The sequence below is a fragment of the Nocardioides sp. W7 genome, from assembly GCF_022919075.1.
Classification (GTDB): Bacteria; Actinomycetota; Actinomycetes; order Propionibacteriales; family Nocardioidaceae; genus Nocardioides.
The window spans coordinates 325369-346012 of the sequence record NZ_CP095078.1; the positions used below are offsets into that span (position 1 = coordinate 325369).

Genomic DNA, 20644 nt, shown 5'->3' on the forward strand with positions numbered 1-20644 from the left:
ACGCTGCCGAGCTCGAGGGGGCCGGGCGGGCGGACCCGTCGGACCGACCGCGAGGCGCGGAGGCAGCCGCCTCGCGCGGGGGCGCGGCGTGCGCGCGCGGAGTCGGGGTGACGAGGGGCCCACCCGCGGCGCCGGACGTGGTCGCCCCGGTGACCGGGCGGATCGCCTCCGAGCCGGCGAAGCCGGACGCGAGCGACCGGGTGGCATCGACACCGAACGCCGCGCGCCGGCGCACGGTCATCAGCTCGGGCATCGCGATCGCGCCGCCGGTGGGCGCGGTGTGGGCGTGCGAGCCGGAGAGCAGCGACGCGACCGGGCGGGGCGGTTGCCCCGCCTGCTGGGTCGCGACCCGTCGGACCGGTGTCGGCGCCGACGGAGTCGTGGCCGAAGCGGCCGGCGCTGCCTGCGGTGCCTGCGCGCCCGGGGCAGATCCCGTCGTCATCGACAGCGCCGACGACGATGAGGATGAGGATGAGGAGGCCGACGCGGCGGAGGAAGCGGCAGCGGGGGTCGAGACCGTGGGTGCCGAGGGCGGGGCCGCCGGGGCCGCCGACGACGAGGAGGCTGACCCCGCGGGGGCCGAGGAGGCAGAGGTCGCCGGTGTGCGCCGGACCTCGGTCGGGGCGGTGCCGGTCGGGGCGCTTGCCGGGGCGCTCGGGGTGCTTGCCGGGGACCCGGGGCGCGCCGTGCTCGTGCTGGACGCGGTGGACGCCGACGGCGCTTGGTGAGCGGGCCGGCTCGGGCTGGGCGGTGCCACGGCGGCGGGACCGGAAGCGGCGGCTGAGGTGGCCGCCGCGGCGGCGATCCCGGGGGCGACCGAGGAACGGCGGATCTCGGTGGCCGGTCGGATCGCGGTGTCGACGACCTCGGGGCTCCACATCCGGCGGATCGAGCGGGCGGTCGTGCGGAAGAGATTGCCCGGGGCACCGCCCAGCGGCGCCGCGAGCATCGCGCGAGCGGTCAGGTGGGGCGCCGATGCCGCGGGTGCGGTCGGGGTCTCGGCCGCCCGGGTCGCAGTTGCGACCGCAGCCGCGGACGGCGAGCCGGCGGCGCCGGACGCACCGGAGATGCTCGGGTGCGCGGCCCGGGCCGACTGACGTGCCTGGGCGGCCTCGGCCGCCGGGACCGGAGCGGACGGGTCGGCGGGCAGCCGATGGATGGTGGGGCCGACAGCCGCGACCGCCGCCGGCGAGGAGGTCCGGGCCTGCGATGCCGAGGCGGGCGAGCCGGCCGAACCTGCGGCACCGCCGGCCGACGAGCCGGCCGTGGGCGAGGACGTGCGGGTGCCCGGCGCCGGGGTCGGGGACGCGGACCCGGACGGAGCGGACGCCGACCCGGATCGCGCCACCGTCTCGGTGGCGGCGGTGCTGCTCGTGCTGCCCGTGCTGGCGCTGTCGATGCTCGACCGGCGCACCGCCGGGGCTGAGGCCGTGCCGGTCGGCGCGGGCGCGGCCGATGCCGATGCCGCAGCAGCGGCCGCCTCACGGCGGGTCGCCGCCTGGCGCATCACCACGCTGGTGGCGCCCCACAGGTCGCGACGCGAGGCGGGGGCGGCGGCGTACGAACGGGCGATCAGGTCGGAGCCACCGGCGCGGATCGCGACCGGCGACGAGACGGCGGCCGCGAGGAACCGGTCGCCGCTGCTGGTCGATGCGGTCGCGAGCTGCTCGACGGCCTGCGGACCGCGGCCGGCGACGGGTGCCCGACGAACGACGCTGCTGAACCGGGGGCGGGCGGGCGAGAGCTGCCACGCGGAGCGGCGTACGTCCGGGGCTCCGGCACCCGGGCTCGGCGCCGAGACCGACCGCGCGGTCGCCGTGGCGGTCGCCCCCGAACCGCCGGACGGGGCGGCCGGCGCGACCGGGCCGGCCGGCGATCCAGACGGCCCGGCACTCGGTGACCGGCGGACCGGGTCCGAGGTCGGGGCCGTCGGGGCGGAGGTCGGGCTCGTTCTCGGGATGGAGGTCGAACCGGAGATCGAAGAGGCAGCCGTGGGAGCGGAGGCCGCAGACGAACCGCCGCGCTCACCCTCCGCGCCGGCGTCACCAGAGCTCGCGCGGGGTCCGGCGGGGCTGCTCGCACCCGAGCCGCTCGGGGCCCGGGGGGCGGGCCGGGTGGCGGGCGCGGCCGGGCTGGGTGCGGGAGCCGGCGGCGCGGACGCGGCGGGTGTACGGCGCACGGTCGGGGTGGGCGCCGGCGCAGCGGCCGCCTCGGCCGACTTGCGAGCGGCGGTGGCGGCGTGCAGCCGCGCCTGGTCGGCGGCCATCAGCATCGGGCCGGCAGCGACGGTCTCCGTGTGCCGGCGGACGTTGGCGACCTCGGCCTGCAGGCCGTTGACGATGCCGCCGGGGCTCCAGCTCTGCTCGTTGGGGATCGAGCGGGCGGCCCGGGGCAGCTCGCGGCCACCCAGCTGCTCGGTGGGCAGCGCCCGCGAGGGGGCCAGCCAGCTCGGGGTCGACGTCGAGGCGGCGACCGCGCGGCGCAGCCCGACGGCGCGACCCGGGCGCACGACCGGAGCGGCCACCACCTCCGGCGAGGCCGGCATCGGCACCCACCAGCGCGGCGGACGGACGTACCCGGCGAGCGACGCGGAGGGGTCGGGGCCGGCGAGCGCTCGGCGTACCTCCACGGGGCGCGAGGTGGACGCGGCGAACCGGGAGACGCCGGAGGCGAGGCTGCCGATCCGGGACGGCAGCGGCCGGCCCAAGGGCGGTCCGGGCAGCCGCATCCGGCGCACGGCAGCAGCGCCCAGCCAGTGGGTGGGCTCCTCGCTGGGCGTCGCGGGGGGAGTCTCGATCGTCGTCTCGGTCATGATCGCTGCCAGAGTGTCACGCGCAGCGGCTCAGGTTTGGGTCTTTGCCCGAAAACCGTGATGCGTGACCTCGAGCTCCTCCTCGAGCGGATCCCTGCTCTCGGCCGAGAAGTCGGGACCCTTCCAGCGGACGGGGAAGACGTCGATCAGCTCCCAGGCGCGCAGCCGGGTGCCGAGGTGGTCGAGCGCGGTGATCGCGCCGGTCGACCGGGTGAGCTTGTTGCTGCTGGCCGCGAAGCCCTCGCCCGAGGACTTGTTGAGCCACTCGAAGAGCGCGTTGCCCTGGGTGACGCCGCGTCGGAACACGATGTTCGGCCAGGTCATCCGGCCGGGGACGCGGTGGCTGAAGCCGTTCTGGCCGCCCTCGCGGAACTCCTCCACGTTGACGGTCACCTGGAGACCGTGGATCTCGCGGAAGACGCCGATCTCGACGCCGTCCAGCTCGAACAGGAACCGGCTCGCGGTGGGGAGCTCCCCACCCAGCGGCTCGGACGCCTGGTCAGCCATGATCGCGTACCACCTGCCATGCTCGCTCGTTCAGGGAGACGACCGCGCGCACCATCCGCACGCGGTCCATGTGCTCGAGGTCGAGCAGCTCGTCGAGGCTCCAGTGCAGGTGGTACGCCAGGTAGGCGATCTCCTGCCACAGGGCGTCGGTCGGATAACGCAGCATCCGAGCGACCTACTGCGTCCGCCGCGGGAGCTCCTCGACGCCGCGACGGAGGTTGGGCCGCGAGACCTGGTACGGCGCCGCCGCCCCCGGCTCCGACTCGGGTGCGAGCCCGTCCGGCGCCTCGGCGGCCGGCTCGGGCTCCGGCGCCGGGCGCGCTGCCGGGTCCGCCGAAGCGGTCCCGAGCAGCGCGCTCGACTCCTGGGCACTGATCAAGGCGTCGTACTCCTCCTGGCTCCCGAAGTTGATCACTCCGTAGAAGTCCTGGAGGAACGCGAGGTCGACGGCGAAGAGGCCCTCGATCTCGTGTGCGGTCACCATCGCGACATCGCCCAGCTTCTCGACCACCCGGGTCAGCACCAAGATGGTGAGCCTCGGGTCGTCGGGACCGGTGATGCGCGGGTCGCGCAGCGGCTCCAGCTCGTCGCGAGCCGTCGCGAGCCGCATGGCCCCCGTGCGGTGCAGCCGGCCGTCCTGGTCGACGTAACCGCGCGGGAGGGTGAACTCGTACGAAGTCTTGAGGGTCACGAAGCCAGTATCACTTGACTCGCTCGAGGCGCTCGATCACCAGGGTGATCGTCTCCTTGAGGGCGTCGTTGGAGTCGGCGGAGACGCCGTCGGTCGCGATCTTGCTCGGCCAGCCGCTGAAGAAGTTGAACCGGCCGACCTCGGTGCCGACGACGTCGTACAGGACGATCGAGCCGTTCTTGCGCTTGTCGGCGCGGTTGGCGCCGGCCATGCCCTTGTCGCGGATGTCGGTGAACCACTTCCAGATCGGGTCGCTCATGGCGTCGAGCGGGGCCATGCGGGTGATCGAGAGGTCGGCCGTCTTGTTGGCGGTGCCGCGGGTCTTCACGGTCTCGGCGATGCCCTTGGCACCGACCTGCTGCATCTCGACGACGTCGATCTCCTGCTCGAAGCCGGACACGCCGGACAGGATGATCGCGGCGCCGTCGAGCTCCAGGAAGAAGTTCTGGGAAACGATCGGGTCGGACTTGATGAGGCTCATGAGGGTGGTGCTCCGTTTCGGAAGTCAGGGACGAGGGTCAGGAGGACTGCTTGTGCTGGGCGATCCGGAACACCACGAACTCGGCGGGCTTCACCGGGGCGATGCCGACCTCGACGATCAGCATGCCGGCGTCGACCGACTCCGGGGGGTTCGTCTCCGCGTCGCACTTGACGTAGAAGGCCTGGTCGGCGCTGGCGCCGGACAGCGCGCCGGCGGTCCACAGGCCGCGCAGGAAGCCGCTGACCGTGCGGTTGACGCCCTCCCACAGGGTGACGTCGTTGGGCTCGAAGACGGCCCACTGGGTGCCGGACAGGATCGCGGTCTCCACCATGTTGAACAGGCGGCGGACGTTGATGTAGTTCCAGTCGGTGTCCGAGGCCAGGGTGCGCGCGCCCCAGATGCGGATACCGCGGGTGCCGAACGGGCGGATGCAGTTGATGCCGATCGGGTTGAGCAGCGACTGCTCGTTCTGGGTGATGCTCCGCTCGATGTCGAGCACGCCGCGCATGGTGTCGTTGGCCGGGGCCTTCCACACACCGCGGGTGTCGTCGGTGCGGGCCCACACGCCGGCGATGTGGCCGGACGGGGGCATCAGGATCTCGGTGTCGCCGTTGGTCGGGTTGGGGTTCTCGACCTTGATCCAGGGGTAGTACAGCGCGGCGTAGGCCGAGTCGTACATCGCGACCTCGGAGCGCCACTCCTTGATCTGCTGCGGGTTCATGCCGGGAGGCGAGTCGAGGATGGCCATCCGGTTGCCGTTCTGCTCGCAGTGCGAGATCAGGGCGGTCTGCACGGCCTTCCAGAGGCCGAGGTCGATCGAGCCGTCCTCCTTGGTGGCGGCGGTGATCAGGTCGGGGACCAGGACGATGGTGACGTCGTCGGCGACCGCGAGGCCGTTGATGCCGTTGCGGGCCGACTCGGAGCCGGCGAACTTGCGGCCGGTCACGGCGACCGGGACGGGCGCGGACTTCTCCAGCGGGTAGACGCCCGGCTTGATGAGCTCCAGCTGGGCGGCCAGGTCGGCGTCGTCGTCGAGGTTGAGCTCGATCTTGACCTTGGTGGAGGTCGCGTTGACCTTCGTGGCGACGTTCGAGTCACCCTTGCCGAAGTCGAGGCCGGCGTACTCCTCGACCGGGCTGCCGCCCTCGAGGACGGTCAGCGTGAAGGTCGCGGGACCCTCGTCGTCGGAGTCACCGGCGTCGTCGGTGCTGATGGCGATGGAGATGCTGGCGTCGGGCTCGACGCTCTCGACGGCGACGGGCAGGCCCAGCGCGCGGTCGGAGGCGGGCAGCGCGGTGCGCGAGGGCTCACCGGCGGGCTCGGTGTTCGGGACCCGGCAGATGTAGGCGATCGAGCCGCCGTTGGCGAAGTAGCCGTAGACCGAGAGCGGCAGCATGCAGCCGGGCGCGAACCCGCCGTACAGCGCCTCGAACTGGCTCCAGCTGGTGACCAGGCGCGGGGCCAGGCCCTGCGGGTCGTTGGGGTCGTCGTTCGGTGCGAGCTCGGTGAAGCCGACGAAGGCGGCAATCGCCGTCGGGGCCGCGCTGAGGATCTTCTGGGAGGAGGCGACCTCCTCGATGTACACGCCCGGGGCGGTGTAGGTAGGCATGGGATCTCCGCTGGTTGAAAGGAAGTGGTGGCGCTAGCGATTGCTGCCGGTCCAGATCCTTGGGCCCCCCCGGTCGGCGCGGGCGAGAACGGAGCAACGTAGTCCGAAGTGACCACCCTTTTGTCCCAGAAGTACCTTCACAGTCGGCCGATCCACGGCACGATCCTCACGTGCCCGCGCCGACCGCCGTACCCCTCGTCCTCCGCGACGGCGACCGCGCGCGACTCACGGAGGTGGCGGCGAGCGACGCGTCGATCGCCGTGCGTGCGCGGATCGTGCTGCTGGCCGCCGCCGGCACCGGGAACTCCACGATCGCCGCGACTCTCGGGGTGAGCCGACCCACCGTGGTCACCTGGCGCAACCGGTACGTCGCCGGCGGGCTGCCGGCCCTCGGCGACCGCGAGCGCGCCGGCCGGAGACGGCGCCTCGATGACCGGGCCATCGTCACCGCGACCCTCGAGCCGCCGCCGCGGATGCTGCGCGCCACGCACTGGTCGGCCCGGCTGCTCGGACAGCAGCTCGGCGTCGGGCACAGCACCGTCGCGCGGGCGTGGCAGGCGTACGGCGTGCGCCCGCACGGCACCGAGACCTACCGCTTCGCCACCTCGCCCGAGATGGTGGTGCACGTCGCCGACGTGATCGGGATCGCGCTCACCCCCGAGGCCCGGATCCTCGCGCTTCGGGTGCACCCGACCGAGCGCCAGGGCCGGCACGTGCAGCGGGCTGCGGCGCTCGCGACCGGCGTGGGCCCGATCGAGATGTACGTCGCCCTGCGTGCCGTCCTCGACGACCCCGCCGCCCACGCCCAGCACTCGGCCGCCGACCTCGGTCGCTTCCTCCAGGTCGTCGAGCGCGCGCACCTGACCGCCGCGCAGCGCGGCCCGACGCTCGCCCTCGTGGTCGCCGACCCCGCGACCCTGGACCGGCCGGAGGTCGCGCCCTGGATCGCCGCCCACCCGCGCGTCGCCCGGCACCACGTCCCCGGCCTCGCTGCCTGGCTGGACCTGGTCGAGGTCTGCCTCACGATCGTCGAGCACCCCGCCACCCAGCGCGGCGCCGAGGGCTGCGTGCCCGAGCTCGACGAGCTGCTCCGCGGCGTCGCCCAGGGTGAGGGCGGGCTCCGCACGCCGTTCGTGTGGACGTCGCGGATCCGGGGGGTGCGGGGGTGAGGGGGCGAGGGGGCGAGATGAGTTTCTCCACCCAGGCGGAGAAACTCGCTCCCCTGTCGTGAAGGATCATGCGCCAGCAGTGAGTTCCTCGACACCGGTGTGACCCGTGGGGCGCCAGAGGTGCGACGGGACCCGCTGGTCGACAGTCGGATCAGCTGGCTGTCGGGTTGCGATGAGTTTCTCCACCCAAGCGGAGAAACTCACTCCCCTGTCGTGAAGCATCCTGCGCCAGCAGCGAGTTCGCCGACACCGGTGTGACTGCTGAGGCCCCAGAGGTACGACGGGCCGGACCGCCGGCGGCGGGATCAGCCGGCGGTGGTCTTCATGGCGCCGGTCATGGTGATGCTGACCATGCCGCCGAAGGCGCAGTTGCAGGTGGAGCCGGAGACCAGCGCGGGTTTGCCGCCGATGGTGGTCTTCAGGGCGCCCGGCTTCCACGGGCCGGCCATGGTCGGGATGCACGGCATCGGGGTGAGTACGCCGAGGGCGGCGGAGGTGGCGGCGGCGACGGTCGGGTTGGAGAGGCTGGTGCACATCCCGAACGGCGGGATGTTGACCATCGGCATCATGTCCATCGTGGTGCCGGCCGGCCGGCCCTCGATGGTCACCCGGGTGATGGGCAGGAAGTTCAGGGTCGACGGCGCGACGCCGAACGAGCACGTCGCCATCGCCCCGGTCACTACCGACTGGCCCATGCGGTCCTCCTCGTGGTCGTGTCCGGCGTGGTCGTGTGCGGCATCGTCACTGCTTGGTGCCCTTGACCGAGCCCTCGAGCTTCCGGCCCGCGGCCGTGACGAGGCAGACGACCGAGCGGTCGTCCTCCTGCCAGCTGCGCGGCGACGGGAGCAGGTAGGTGAAGAACAGCTCGGAGTCGAGGTAGTCGACGCCGACGTACCCGCGGTACTGCTCGGCGCAGGTCCCGTCGGCGAACTTCGTCAGCGTGTCGTCGCCGGGGTACTCGTCACTCGGCTCCTCCTCGCCGGGGAGCAGGTAGGGGACGACGGCGTACGCCTCGTGGTCGTGGGCCTCCTGGCAGTCCACCTCGTCGAGGTCGGCGATCTGGGCCTCGACCTCCGCGGGTGCCAGGAAGCACTCCTTCGGCTTGATCGAGAACACCGAGCTCTGCTCGTCGTCGCCCGAGCAGGCGCCGAGGGCCAGGAGCAGCAAACCGGCCAGGGCGGCACGGCCGCCGGTCGAGAGGTTCATCTGGTCAGCTCGCCCCGGTTTCGAGGGTGGCGGGGCGACGCTCACGCGGCCGGTCCATGCGCTCGGCCATCGCCGAGACCCGCTCGACCGACGGCGGGGTGGCCGTCCAGTCGAACGAGTCGGCGCCGACGTTCACCTGCAGGGTGGTGGAGGCCTTCAGCGACCCGCCCGCAGCGCTCCACAGCTCCCGGGGCAGGCTCCGATCGTCGCCGAGCGACAGCAGGACCGAGGTCGACATGGGGGCGGTGAAGAACTCCTCCGGCAGGTTGTCGGCCGCCGCGAACAGGCTCACCAGGTCGCCGAGCAGCTGGTGCTCGTCGCGCGGGCTGCCCGCCCAGGCGCTCACCAGGTAGCTCAGCTGCACCATCGGCTGCAGCTTTCGACGCTGCAACGACCCGCCCTCGGCGGTGCGGTGCATCGGCGAGCGCGACGGCTGGGTGCTGCGCTGGACGTCGTACAGGAAGAAGTTGACGGTGATCCGGGACAGCTGGGCCGACCAGTTGCCGGTCGGGGCGTCGAACGCCACGTCACCGATCTCCTCGGGGAGGGGCAGGCGCGCCCGCACCATGCGCTCCAGCCCGGAGTCGACGTTGCTGATGAACACCGGCGTGAGTCTGGCACGGACGACCGGCCGGCACGGGGGAATCGGCGCCTCCGGACGGACCGGAGGTGGACTAGACGGCAAAATCCCCATTCCGCCACGCGTACGGGCGGCCGCTCCTAGTCTGACACGGCTTCCCCGGCCACATCTGAACCCTCGGTAGGTCTCCGTGCTCCGCTCCGCTCAGCGCCCCTGCGCAGCGTCAGTGTGCACCCCCAAGGGCGGTACGACGTGCGGGTAGCCACCGAGAACCGGGTGGTCATGGCGGAGCCGGGTTCGACCATCGACCTGGTCGTCGACGTCGTCAACACCGGCGACCTCATCGACGGTGTCACCGCGAGCCTCATCGGGCTGCCGGGCGCGACGGTCGACGTCGAGCCGAAGGTGCTCCCGCTCTTCCCGTCCGCGCAGGGCCAGATCCGGCTGACCGTCGAGGTCCCCGCCACCCAGCCCGCGGGCTCGCACCCGGTGAGCGTCGAGGTCGTCTCGCACGGCAGCGGAGCGGTCTCCCAGCACGTCGACATCGACCTGTCGGTCTCGGCCCGGCCCGCCGTCCGCCTCGGCCGCACGCCGCACACCGTGCGCGGACGCCGCAACGGCCGGTTCGTGCTCGAGGTCGAGAACACCGGCAACACCGCGCTCGACGCCAGCCTCGACGCAACCGTCGAGGACGGCCGTACGACGACCCGGTTCACCCCGCGCACGCTCCGGGTCGAGCCGGGAGTCACCACCCCCGTCATCCTGGTCGTCAAGGGGCCCCGGATGTTCACGGGCGCCGAGCTCGACCGCACCGCGGCGATCAACCTCACCGCCAAGCGGACCAACGTCATCTCGGCGATGCAGGAGGCGGAGAACGAGCCCGAGCTCGAAGCCGCCACCACGGTCGTCCTGCGCCAGCGGCCGACGATCAGCCGCGGGGTGCTGACCGCGCTGATCCTGATGCTGATCATCGGCCTGTGGGCCGCCGTCTTCCTGCTCGGCCTGACCCAGGTCCTCGCCGGCGACCCGCTCACCAAGACCGCGCCCGCATCGTTCTTCCCGGTCAGCGCCGAGGAGGCCGCGGCCGAGGCCGACGGCGCAGGGTCCGAGGGCGGATCCGAGGGCGAGGCGGCCGGAGGCGGGGACGCGGCGGCCGCCGCGCCGGCCGGGGCCATGCCCAAGGACGGCCTGCTGCCGCCGGGCGTCGGCGGCACCATCGAGGGGGTCGTCACCGCGACCAGCAACGAGCTGCCCGTCGGCCGGATCCTGGTGGAGGCCTACCGCGACGGCCGCAAGGGCCCGCAGCTGGTCAGCTCCGCTGCCAGCCAGACCGACGGCACCTACTCGCTGGTCGGGCTGTTCCCCACGTCGTACCGGCTGAAGTTCAGCGCCAAGGGCTTCGAGCCGGTCTGGTACCCCGCCAAGAAGAACCCCGCCCGAGCGACCCAGGTCCCCGTCTCCGCCCAGGGGAAGGTCGCCGGCATCAACGCCGTCGTCAGCGGCCTGCCCGCGCAGATCCAGGGCACCATCGACCAGGGCTCGTCGCTCGAACCGGCCGAGGCGACGGTCACCGCGCGGCCGCTCGACATGCTGACCCCCGAGGGGCTGCCCGTCGGGGTCGTCGCCCAGACCACGACCACCAACGGCGCGTACACGCTGACCGGGCTGCCCGCGCCCGCGACCTACGAGCTGAGCTTCGAGTTCGTCGGGTACGCCGTGAAGAAGGTCGTCACGAAGGTCTCCGGCGAGGAGCAGCGCCTGCAGCCGAGCATCGTGCCGAGCGCCTCGGCGGGGACCATCAGCGGCACCGTCACCGACGGCCGGCGGAAGCCGCTCGGCGGCGTCACGGTGTCCACGACCATCGCCGGCGAGACCGTCTCGATCGTCACCCCGACCGTCGGCGTGGTGGGGCAGTACACCCTCGGCGACCTGCCGACGCCCGGCACCTACGTGCTGACCTTCACCTCCGAGGGTCACGGCTCGACCTCGGAGGTCGTGGAGCTGGACGCCGGGCAGACCCGACCGGGGCTGAACGTCCGGCTGATCGCAGGCACCGGGAGCATCACCGGCCACCTCTACGACCTGGACGGCAAGGGCATCGGCGGCGCCACGGTGACGGTCGGCGGCGCGAGCGGCATGCCGGCCGCCACCGGCGCGGACGCCGTCACCGGCAGCACCCCGCTGGTCCCGACCGCGACCACGCTCACCACCGGTGACGTGGGCAGCTTCAGCCTCAGCGGCCTGCAGGCGCCGGGCGAGTACACCCTGACCTTCAGCCTGAAGGGCTACGCCGCCCAGTCGGTGCCCGTCGTGCTCAGCGAGAGCGGACCGAGCAACACCCTCGAGGTCACGCTCACCACGGAGCTGGGTCGCCTGGCGGGCGTGGTCGTCGACGCCTCCGGCACGCCGTACGTCGGAGCGACCGTCTCCGTCACCAACGGCCAGCAGACCTGGACGGCCACCTCGGGCGCCGCCGGCACCGGCGACCTGCCGGCCGGTGGCTACCGCGTGAACGGCCTGCCGCCCGGCAGCTACTCCGCGACCGTCACCGCACCCAACATGAGGCAGCAGACCGCCCTCGTCACGATCATCGCCGGCGTCGACACCACCCAGCGGCTGCGCGTGCGGAGGGCCGACTGATGCACGTCGACATCACCCCGCGCCGGTTCGAGCTGATGCCGGGCGTCCCCCAGCCGATCAACGTCACGATCAGCAACACCAGCGACGTCATCGGCGGGTACGCCGTCCGCATCCTCGGCGCCGACCCGTCCTGGATCACGATCGACGACGCCGAGATCTCGCTCTTCCCGGACGAGAGCCGCACCGTGAGCGTGCTGGTCTCCGTGCCCGACGGCATGACCGCGGGCGAGCGCCGGCTCGCCGTGCAGGTGCGCGAGCTGACCCCGCCCGAGGGGGCGGTGGTCGAGGAAGTCGTGTTCACGGTCCCGGAGGCTCCGGCCGTCCAGCTGCGGGTCGACCCGATGGCCGTGACCGCCGGCCGGACGGCCCGGCTGAACCTGCTCATCGACAACACCGGCAACACGCCGATCCACCGGCGCCTGCACGGCCAGGACCCGGAGAGCCGGGTGCGGTTCAGGTTCGAACCGCCGATCCTCAGGCTCGAGCCCGGCGAGCACGCCCTGGTGGATATGCGGGCCAGCGCCAAGCAGCCGTTCCTCGGCAACCCGGTGGTCCGACCCCTGGAGCTCCGGCTGGTCGACCCCGACTACGTCCCCGCCGCGCCACCGCCCGAGGAGAAGGACGAGACGGCGAAGCTCGCCCGTCCGAAGCTGCGCCGCAAGCCCCCCGTGCCGCGGATCGACGACGAGACCATCCCGTCGCTCGCGAACGCCACGTTCATCCAGAAGCCGGTGATCTCCCGCGGTCCGGTGTCACTGATCGGCCTGCTGATCGCCGTCACCGTCTTCGCGATCGTCATCACCCTCTCGCTGTCGCGCCTGGTCGGCCAGTCCGCCGCCGACCGCAACCTGGCGCTCGAGATCGCCGCGGCCCGCGATGGCGGGGCGAGCACCGGGACCTCCGGCCTGGCCGGCACGGTCTCCCTGCTCACCTCCGGCGCCCCCGTCGAGGGGGTGACCGTGAGCGTCTTCTCGGCAGCGGACACCGAGGCCCCCCTGGCCACGACCGCGACGTCCGACCAGGGCACGTGGAGCCTCGGGAAGCTCGCCGCCGGCGACTACAAGGTCACCTTCCGTGGCGCCGGGTTCGTCCAGCTCTGGTATCCCCAGGCCCTGGACCCTGCCGACGCCGAGACCGTCACCGTCGAGGCCGGCGCCGACCAGCAGGGACTCGACGTGGCCCTGGGCGGGGTCCCCGCCTCCATCGCGGGCGTCGTCGACGGTCCCGACGTCGCCGCCGCGACCCTGACCCTCCGGGCCCCGCTGAGCGGCATGGCCGCCGGCACCGTCAGCCCCGCCGACACCGGCGACGTGTCCACCGCCCAGCAGGGCGCGGTCGTCATGACCGTGCCCGTCGGCGACGACGGCAGCTTCGTCCTCGAGAACGTGCCCTCGCCGAGCGTCTACGACCTGGTGGTCGAGAAGCCCGGCTTCGCCACCTCCACGCAACGCGTCGACGTCTCCGCCGGCGAGGAGCGGACCGGCGTCGAGATCACGCTGCGCCAGGGCGACGGCCTGATCAGCGGCATCGTCAGCTCCGCGGCAGGCCCGCTCGGAGAGGCGACGATCACCGCCACGTCGGGCCAGACGACCGTTACGACGATGTCCGTGAGCGAGGGCGACCCGGGCACCTTCAGCCTGCGTGGCCTGCCGACGCCGGCGACCTTCACCGTCGTGATCAGCCTCGCCGACTACGCCAGCCAGACGCTGACGGTCACCCTCGCCGACGGCCAGCGACTGACCGGCATCGGCGTCACCCTGGACAGCTCCTCGGGCCAGCTCTCCGGGCAGGTGCTGACGGCCGCCGACGAGCAGCCGGCGGCCGGTGTCCTGGTGTCGGTGACCAACGGCGTCCAGACCGTGCAGACGGCCACCACCAGCTCCTCGGAGACCGAGGATGGCGGGCACTGGAAGGTCACGGGCCTGGCGCTCCCCGGCAACTACACGGTGACGTTCAGCCGCTCCGACCTCGAACCCCAGACCGTCGCGCTCGCCCTCGACGCCCAGGGCCGGCTGGTGACCGACAACGGCAGCACCGCCACTGCGCAGGAGGTCCAGATGGTCTCCGCCACGGCGGTCGTCCAGGGCACGGTCCTGCAGCGCCAGCGCACCGTCGGCGGGACCACTCCCGCCGCGGTCCCGATCGGCGAGGCCACCGTCACGCTCACGTCGAACGCCTCGACGTACACCGTGACGACCGCGAGCGTCCCGCAGCGCAACGCGGGCCAGTACCGGATCGCCGGGGTCCCGCCGGGCACCTACACGCTCAGCATCGGCCGCAACGGGGTCAGCCCCGTCTCGCAGATCGTGGAGCTGACGGCCGGCCAGACCTTCACCGGCGAGACCACGCTCTCGGTCGCAGCCTCGGTGACCGTCACGGTGGTCGACGCGCAGGGCTCGCCCGTCGGCCCGGGCTGGGTCGTCGAGCTCTACCGCTACGCGGAGTACCCCGACTCGGTCTACCGGCTCGGACGTACTGGTCAGAACAGCACGGTCACGTTCGAAGACGTCGACGCCCCCGGGGCGTACATCATCCAGATCAAGGCCACGCGGGGCGGTGCCTCACGCGGATCGACGACGATCCGCGTCGACGCGAGCGAGTCCGCGACGGCCACGGTGGAGGCACGCTCAGATGGCTGACGACAGGTACGACGGAATCGAGCCGCGCCCGCTCGTCGGCGTGGCCCCGCAGATCGGCACCGCCGCCGCCGTCCCGACCACCCTGCGCGTCGCGGTCACCAACGCCGCCGCCCAGCCGCGGGTGCTGTCGGTGGCCGCGGTCGGCCTCGACGCCTCGTGGACCACGGGGCCGCAGCGCACCGGCGTGCTCGCGCCCGGAGGCTCCGCCGTCGTCGAGATCCGGCTCTCCCCGCCGCTGGGCACGCTGCCGGCGCACTACCCGCTGGTGGTCGCCGCCCAGCCGCTCGACCCCGAGACCGGCCAGCCCACGAGCCCGGTGACCGGCACCGCCGAGTCCGTGCTCGTCGTCAACCCGCGATCGCAGCTGTCCCTCGACGTCAAGCCGGCCGCGGTGACCCTGATCGGGGCGCGCCGGTTCGCCGTCGAGCTCCACAACAGCGGCGCGGTGACGGCCGAGGTCAAGCTCGAGCTCAAGTCGAGCACGCACGTCAGCTTCCACCTCCAGCGCGACGTGGTCCGGGTCAAGCCGAGCGAGACGGTCACTGTCCGCGCCCGGGCCCGGGCCCGGCGACCCACCATGGTCGGCCCGCGCTCGGTGCACTCGTTCACGGTGAGCGCCCGGGGCTCGGAGACCGTGCGCCACGTCGACGGACAGATCATCCAGCGGTCCCTGATCGGGCCGACCGGCGTCAAGGCGTTCTTCCTCCTCCTCGCGATCGCCGTGTGGGCGGGGGCCGCCATCGTGTTCATCCCGGCGCTGGCCGAGCGGGTGCAGACCTCCTCGGAGGAGTCGGCGGCCGCGGAGTCCCCGGGCGGTGAGGACGCCGAGAGCGAGGGCGCCGACGCGGCCGCCGGCGAGGACGGCGAGGACGGCGGGACAGAGGACGGCGAGGACGCCGCGGGCGAGGAGGACGCCGCCGGGGAGAAGAAGGAGGGCCTCCAGCTCAGCGGCACCGTCGCCGGCGAGAGCCCCGAGGGCGTCTCCGTGCAGCTGGAGCCCACCTCGCTCGTCAACGAGAAGGCCCAGGGCGGCACCGGGGTCGGCGTCGAGGACGCCGTCCTGGACGGCACGGGCATGCGCCTGGCGTCGGCGTTCCTGCGCAGCGCTCCCGAGCGCGCCGTCGCCGAGCGCAGCGTGCAGACCTCCCAGGACGGCTCCTGGGCGTTCCCGTCGGTGCCGACGCCCGGCTACTACCTGGTCAGCTTCACCAAGCCCGGCTACCAGACCCAGCGGTTCGTCGTCGACTCCAGCAGCGAGGCGGCCGGCGAGCCCCTCGAGTTCGACCTGAAGTCGGGAGAGGGCTCCCTGTCGGGACGGATCACCGGCCCCGACGGCAAGCCCGAGGGCGGGGCCTCGATCACCATCACCGACGGCACCAACACCGCGGTGACCAACAGCAACTCCAAGGGCGACATCGGCGCCTGGTCCATCGAGGGCCTCTCCACGCCGAGCACGTACGTCGTGACCGCGACCAAGCACAACATGAGCAGCGAGGCCCGCGTCGTACCCCTCGGCGCCGGCGGGTCCGCGACGGCCTCGCTCAAGCTCGTCTCCGGTGTCGCGCTCCTCACCGGCAGCGTCGAGGCGTCCGGCCTCGGCGGCCGGAGCGCGGGCGTCGGCGGCATCACCATCACCGTGAGCGACGGCAAGGGCGACGTCCGGACCGCCACCACCCTCACCCAGGACCCGCGCGGCAGCTACTCGATGCCCTCCCTCCCGGCACCCGGCACCTACTCGGTGACCGCGAGCGGCGCCGGCTACCAGCCGCAGACCAAGGCGCTCACCCTGAAGAAGGGCAAGGCCACCGCCACGCTCGACTTCGACCTGAACCCCTCGACCGGTCACCTCAGCGGCCGGGTGCTCGCGACCGACGCCGACGGCGTCACGCGGGGCTGGCCGAACACCGGCCTGACGCTCAGCAACCCCGACCACACCTACAAGACGATGAGCACCGAGGCGACCCGGCCGGGTGACGAGAGCGGCAGCGGCAGCTACGAGTTCGCGGGCGTGACGCCCGGCTCCTACGTGCTGACGGCGTCGTACTTCGGCAAGAAGACCCTGCACCAGAACGTCGAGGTGAAGACCGGTCCGTCGAAGTCCTGGACCCTCCGGCTCGAGAACGACGGCAGCGACGGCCTGACCGCCAGCTCCACCATCGAGGGCTCGGTGCTGGACGCCGTCACCCAGCTGCCGGTGCCCGACAACATCTGCGCCCTCGCCGGCTCGGTGCCGGACTGCCTGACCGCGACGGTCAACCAGCCGAAGGTCCCGAGCACCACCCCCGAGACCTACGACACCTTCACGACGTCGTTCGCGCCGGGCGAGAACTACACGCTCCCGGACCCCGAGGACAACGCGGACGCGTTCCTGCGACCCGGCCTGCACACCGTGACCGTCCGGGTGCCCGGCTACGAGGTCGGCACCGTCGACGTCGAGCTGGGCGTCGAGACCGCCGCGATCGCGCCGCTGGCCCAGCTCTTCCCCGCCCCCACCGTCTCCGGCCTGGTGACCGCGTCGTACGACGGCACCCACCCGACCAGCTGCGTGTGGGTCGTCCCCGGCAACCTCGGCAGCGCCCAGCTGGAGGACCAGCTCGGCAGCTGCAAGGCCGCCCAGACCGCTTCGCCGCCGCGCTGCACCACCTCCAGCTACCCGTTCCTGAACGAGGGCGTCCCGTCCAACGCCTGGTGTGCCGCGAGCGTCCCCGACGGCTCGGACGGCTCGACCGGTGCCGACGGCGCGTACAGCGTCCAGGTCCCGACGGTCGGCGACTACACCGTGTGGGCGCAGCCGCTGAACCCCGAGTACGCCGCCTCGGAGCCCCGCTACGTCAATCTCGGGCGTGGGGAGACCGAGACCGCGAACCTCACCCTCGCGCGGTACGGCGAGATCACGCTGCAGGTCCTGCAGCCGGGCCCGGACGACGACAAGTTGATGGCGGTGGTCGACGGGACCGAGGTCGAGGTCACGGTCGGCGCGCGGCGGGTCACTACCGAGGTCACGACCACGGGCGGCGTCGCGAGGGTCACCGGACTGCTGCCGAACGTCCAGTACACCGTCAAGGCCGAGACCGACCTCGTGGACGGCGAGGCTCCCGACGACGTCACCCTGGCCACCGTGTCCGGCACCACCTCCGGCCTCGCGGCCGGGATGAACCAGGCGACGCCGGCCAAGCTCCGGCTGATCCAGCCGATGGAAGGCATCACCGGCCGGGTCACCACGAGCCTCGACGACGCCGCGCCCGGCGCCGACAGCCTCGTCGGCGCCAAGGCCACGCTGAAGCTGGCGCGGACGTACGACGCCGCCGATGCCCCGGTCTACCCCGTGCCCGCCGCCGAACTCACCACCGACGCCCGTGGCTGCTTCGCCGTCAGCGCGATCCAGGCCGGCCCCAACCCCGAGCGCCGGGACGCGTGCAAGGGCGACGGCCTCGGCGACAGGTCCTGGCCCACCGGCTCCATCGCCAACCGGGACATCGCCACCAGCCGGGTCCAGCAGATCACCGTCTCCGCAGACGGGTACGTCTCCCAGACCTACGAGAACCACCCGTTCAGCAGCATCGCCCTCACGTCGTTCAAGCTCGACCCGGCACCGACGGCGTTCCCGGCCACGTCCGCGATCGGCTACACCCCGGTGCCGACCAACCCGCAGCCCACCGACGGACCGGACTGGTCGCAGGTCGCCGTCAAGGTGACCGGCAAGCCGTCGAAGGCGGGGACGATCACCGTGGGGCTGACCGGCACCGGGACGGACCGGACGCTGACCTGGTCGGACTCGAAGCTCGCCCCCGGGCAGGTGCTTCCCGGCACCTACACGGTCGACGTGGAGACTCCTGCCGACTACGCGCCAGTGGTCGGCGCGAAGGTCGTGTGTCCCGTGGGCGGCGGCGCCTGCTCGTGGACGATGTACGGCGACGCCGCCACCACCACGCCGAAGCTCAAGAAGCGCGGCTCCCTCAAGATCGAGGTGAGGGGCCAGCTGTACCCGTCGGGCTCCGACCCCCTCAAGGAGGAGGGCATCTCGGTGACCTACGGGGCCGGGGCCAGCAGCCCGGCCGACGACACCGACGCGACCGGAGTGGCCCTCTTCCCGGGGCTGGTCCCGGTGATCCAGGACAACCCCCCGTTCACCGTGGCGGACGTGGCCGGCTACGCGCCCGGCAGCACCGCCAACGGGACGCTCGCGCTCTCCTGCATCAAACCCGGCACCACCGACACCTCCACCGGCACCCAGGTCGTCATCGCCCCGGGCCTGGTCACCACGTGCACCCTGACCCTGACCAAGAAGCTGAGCACGGTCGCGGGCACCCTGGTCGGCCTGATGCGGGCCGAGGACTCGACCGAGACCCCCCAGACGGGCCAGTCCAACGAGGAGAACCTCGGCAACGTCACCGTCACCCTGGACAAGTGCACGGACGTCTCGTGCACCGGCACCAGCACCGGGTCCGGCTGGCCGATGACCCGGGTGACCTCCCTCGGCAACACCAACGACCCCACGACCGGCGGCGCCTTCCGCTTCGCGGCGACCACCAGCGAGCTGGGGCCGGGCACCTACCTGGTCCGCGTGCAGCCGGGCGACCTGCCCGCGGGCTACCAGTCGCCGAGCGACGCCAACCGCACGGTCGTGACGCTGGCCCAGGGCCAGGACCGGACGGACCTGACGGTCAACCTGTACGCCGCTTCGGTCGGCCTCACCGTCAACGTGGTCGACGACGCCGGCCGAGCGGTGACCGACGCGACGGTCTACCTGCACCGCCGCGCCGTCACCTCCCCCGGGGTCGAGGCCGACCAGCACATGGCGACGAACACCGCCGGCGCGTACCGGTTCACGGCGGTCGTGCCCGGCTGGACCACGGTCTGGATCAAGGCACCGGGGATCGGGGACGGGAAGCGGGTCCTGGTCCGCACCAACAGCACCGGCCAGAGCGAGACCGTGACCGTGAACCGCCCGCGCGGTGGCGCCACCGGCCTGGTGACCACGATCGAGAGCAGCTCGACGGTCCCGCTTCCCGGAGCCACGGTGACCCTCACCTGCCCGACGTCCGGCCCGACGCCCGGCCGGCCCCCGGTGGCGTACTGCCGTGACGCGGAGCCGGCGGTCGACATCGAGGGCGAGCCGCTGGAGCGGACCACCGACGAGCAGGGCGGCTACACGTTCGCCGACGTCGCCGTCGGGACGTACGTCGCGACGTACCACAAGCGCGGCTACGGCTCGACGCCCCAGACCGTCGTCGTCATCACCGCCGCGGGCGGCGACGACGTCCAGGACCCGGTCTCGCTGGAGGGCAAGTGGCAGCAGGTGAAGATGTCGCTGACCTCGGCGGACACCAGCACCGACCTGTCGGATGCCCTGGGCGGGCTGAAGGTCCGGCTGGTGGGCCTGAACGGCACTCCCTCGGCGGGCACCGCGGACGTCACGGGCAGCGGCGGGACCTTCACCGCCGGCTTCTCCCGAGTTCGCTGGGGCTGCTACCGCGTCGAGTTCGACCGCCCGACCACCTGGCAGGGTGCGATCGTGGGTCCGGCGACGCCGCCGACCCCGACCCCCACCGGGCCGTGCGCCGGCGCCGACCTGGTGATCGCCGACGACAGCACGGGGACGGTCACGACGCTCTCCTACAGCCTGCGCAGCGGGCGGCTGCCCTGGAAGTTCACCCGGGAGGCCCAGCTGGTGCAGACGCTGCCGGCGGTGACGCTCACCCTCACGCCGGAGACCGGCGACCCGATCGTCGTCACGGGAGCGACCACGGGCAACTCGCGGTTCGTGCCGCCGGGCAGCTACGCCGTCACAGCGGCGGTGCCTGCGGGCGATGCGGCGTACTGGCAGATCACCGCGCCGACCGCACGCGTGACCGTGCCCGACGGCAGTGCGGCGGCCACCCCCGCGTCGATCCACTTCAAGGAAGTGCTCTTCGAGGTGACCGTGACGGTCCCGAGCCTGACCGGCACGGAGCAGGCGCAGATCCGCTACAGCTCCGGCGCCGGACAGACCGCCACCGCGCCGGCGAACAACCTCGTCGAGACGGACGCCGGGAAGCAGGCGAAGCTGTACCTGCCCCGGGGCAAGTGGCTGATCCGCGGCGCCTGGTCGACCGGGCCCGGCGGCTCGGTCATCGACGTGCTCGCCGGGTCGACCCTGACCCTGCAGCTCGATCCGTTCGTGACGACCACCGGCACGCCGACGCCGTCGGGGGGCCCGACCAGCCCCTCGTCGTCCCCGACGACGACGGCACCCTCGCCGGACCCCACGACGACCGCGCCCTCGGACCCCGGCACCCCCAGCGCAGTCGTGACGCCGTGACCGTGCCCG

The 20644-nt window shown here is 72.9% G+C and carries 15 protein-coding genes; 7 read left to right on the top strand and 8 right to left on the bottom strand.

Going from position 1 to position 20644, the window contains the following annotated elements; genetic code table 11:
• Nucleotides 1-107: 107 nt before the first annotated feature.
• Genes MUB56_RS01675 through MUB56_RS01685 form a run of 3 tightly spaced genes read left to right on the top strand, consistent with a single transcriptional unit; the run spans nucleotide 108 to nucleotide 2873 of the window.
• Nucleotides 108-728 carry a hypothetical protein gene (locus tag MUB56_RS01675; protein ID WP_244930186.1) on the top strand — a complete coding sequence of 207 codons (621 nt, stop codon included), beginning with the start codon at nucleotides 108-110 and terminating at the stop codon, nucleotides 726-728.
• 57 nt (nucleotides 729-785) lie between these two features.
• Entirely contained in the window at nucleotides 786-1097 is a 312-nt protein-coding gene (locus tag MUB56_RS01680; RefSeq protein ID WP_244930187.1) for a hypothetical protein, read from the top strand.
• A gap of 60 nt (nucleotides 1098-1157) precedes the next feature.
• Nucleotides 1158-2873 carry a hypothetical protein gene (locus MUB56_RS01685; RefSeq protein WP_244930188.1) on the top strand — a complete coding sequence of 572 codons (1716 nt, stop codon included), beginning with the start codon at nucleotides 1158-1160 and terminating at the stop codon, nucleotides 2871-2873.
• On the opposite strand, the gene MUB56_RS01690 is transcribed toward MUB56_RS01685, so the two are convergent.
• From MUB56_RS01690 to MUB56_RS01710, 5 genes are read right to left on the bottom strand one after another with little or no spacing between them, the layout of a single operon-like run.
• Nucleotides 2843-3319 carry a phage tail protein gene (locus tag MUB56_RS01690; RefSeq protein ID WP_244930189.1) on the bottom strand — a complete coding sequence of 159 codons (477 nt, stop codon included), beginning with the start codon at nucleotides 3317-3319 and terminating at the stop codon, nucleotides 2843-2845. The genes MUB56_RS01685 and MUB56_RS01690 overlap by 31 nt on opposite strands.
• A complete protein-coding gene (locus MUB56_RS01695; RefSeq protein ID WP_170867144.1) occupies nucleotides 3312-3485 on the bottom strand; it encodes a DUF6760 family protein in 174 nt (57 codons plus the stop codon). The genes MUB56_RS01690 and MUB56_RS01695 overlap by 8 nt, the downstream gene beginning before the upstream one ends.
• 9 nt (nucleotides 3486-3494) lie before the next feature.
• A complete protein-coding gene (locus MUB56_RS01700; protein WP_244930190.1) occupies nucleotides 3495-4010 on the bottom strand; it encodes a hypothetical protein in 516 nt (171 codons plus the stop codon).
• A 10-nt stretch (nucleotides 4011-4020) separates the two neighbouring features.
• Nucleotides 4021-4491, bottom strand: a complete 471-nt coding sequence (locus MUB56_RS01705) for a phage tail protein (protein WP_244930191.1) — start codon at nucleotides 4489-4491, stop codon at nucleotides 4021-4023.
• A 37-nt stretch (nucleotides 4492-4528) separates the two neighbouring features.
• Nucleotides 4529-6100, bottom strand: coding sequence for a phage tail sheath subtilisin-like domain-containing protein (locus MUB56_RS01710; RefSeq protein WP_244930192.1), 1572 nt, complete (start codon nucleotides 6098-6100; stop codon nucleotides 4529-4531).
• A gap of 170 nt (nucleotides 6101-6270) precedes the next feature.
• Here MUB56_RS01710 and MUB56_RS01715 point away from each other — a divergent pair, with 170 nt between their 5' ends.
• Nucleotides 6271-7269 carry a helix-turn-helix domain-containing protein gene (locus MUB56_RS01715; protein WP_244930193.1) on the top strand — a complete coding sequence of 333 codons (999 nt, stop codon included), beginning with the start codon at nucleotides 6271-6273 and terminating at the stop codon, nucleotides 7267-7269.
• 305 nt (nucleotides 7270-7574) lie between these two features.
• Here the strand turns inward: MUB56_RS01715 and MUB56_RS01720 are convergent, their stop codons facing one another.
• From MUB56_RS01720 to MUB56_RS01730, 3 genes are read right to left on the bottom strand one after another with little or no spacing between them, the layout of a single operon-like run.
• Nucleotides 7575-7964, bottom strand: a complete 390-nt coding sequence (locus MUB56_RS01720) for a DUF4280 domain-containing protein (protein WP_244930194.1) — start codon at nucleotides 7962-7964, stop codon at nucleotides 7575-7577.
• 46 nt (nucleotides 7965-8010) lie between these two features.
• Nucleotides 8011-8475, bottom strand: coding sequence for a septum formation family protein (locus MUB56_RS01725; protein ID WP_244930195.1), 465 nt, complete (start codon nucleotides 8473-8475; stop codon nucleotides 8011-8013).
• 4 nt (nucleotides 8476-8479) lie between these two features.
• On the bottom strand, nucleotides 8480-9079 hold the full coding sequence (locus tag MUB56_RS01730; RefSeq protein ID WP_244930196.1) for a DUF4255 domain-containing protein: 600 nt from the start codon (nucleotides 9077-9079) through the stop codon (nucleotides 8480-8482).
• Between the two features lie 228 nt (nucleotides 9080-9307).
• On the opposite strand from MUB56_RS01730, the gene MUB56_RS01735 reads away from it, so the two are divergent.
• From MUB56_RS01735 to MUB56_RS01745, 3 genes are read left to right on the top strand one after another with little or no spacing between them, the layout of a single operon-like run.
• On the top strand, nucleotides 9308-11695 hold the full coding sequence (locus MUB56_RS01735; protein WP_244930197.1) for a carboxypeptidase-like regulatory domain-containing protein: 2388 nt from the start codon (nucleotides 9308-9310) through the stop codon (nucleotides 11693-11695).
• Nucleotides 11695-14334, top strand: a complete 2640-nt coding sequence (locus tag MUB56_RS01740) for a carboxypeptidase regulatory-like domain-containing protein (RefSeq protein WP_244930198.1) — start codon at nucleotides 11695-11697, stop codon at nucleotides 14332-14334. The genes MUB56_RS01735 and MUB56_RS01740 overlap by 1 nt, the downstream gene beginning before the upstream one ends.
• Nucleotides 14327-20635, top strand: a complete 6309-nt coding sequence (locus MUB56_RS01745; protein WP_244930199.1) for a carboxypeptidase regulatory-like domain-containing protein — start codon at nucleotides 14327-14329, stop codon at nucleotides 20633-20635. The genes MUB56_RS01740 and MUB56_RS01745 overlap by 8 nt, the downstream gene beginning before the upstream one ends.
• Nucleotides 20636-20644: the final 9 nt, after the last annotated feature.

Coding starts and splice junctions, on each gene's coding strand:
- MUB56_RS01695 (WP_170867144.1), bottom strand. CDS start 3,485: ATGCTGCGTTATCCGACCGACGCCCTGTGGCAGGAGATCGCCTACCTG.
- MUB56_RS01740 (WP_244930198.1), top strand. CDS start 11,695: ATGCACGTCGACATCACCCCGCGCCGGTTCGAGCTGATGCCGGGCGTC.
- MUB56_RS01720 (WP_244930194.1), bottom strand. CDS start 7,964: ATGGGCCAGTCGGTAGTGACCGGGGCGATGGCGACGTGCTCGTTCGGC.
- MUB56_RS01685 (WP_244930188.1), top strand. CDS start 1,158: ATGGTGGGGCCGACAGCCGCGACCGCCGCCGGCGAGGAGGTCCGGGCC.
- MUB56_RS01725 (WP_244930195.1), bottom strand. CDS start 8,475: ATGAACCTCTCGACCGGCGGCCGTGCCGCCCTGGCCGGTTTGCTGCTC.
- MUB56_RS01705 (WP_244930191.1), bottom strand. CDS start 4,491: ATGAGCCTCATCAAGTCCGACCCGATCGTTTCCCAGAACTTCTTCCTG.
- MUB56_RS01690 (WP_244930189.1), bottom strand. CDS start 3,319: ATGGCTGACCAGGCGTCCGAGCCGCTGGGTGGGGAGCTCCCCACCGCG.
- MUB56_RS01710 (WP_244930192.1), bottom strand. CDS start 6,100: ATGCCTACCTACACCGCCCCGGGCGTGTACATCGAGGAGGTCGCCTCC.
- MUB56_RS01745 (WP_244930199.1), top strand. CDS start 14,327: ATGGCTGACGACAGGTACGACGGAATCGAGCCGCGCCCGCTCGTCGGC.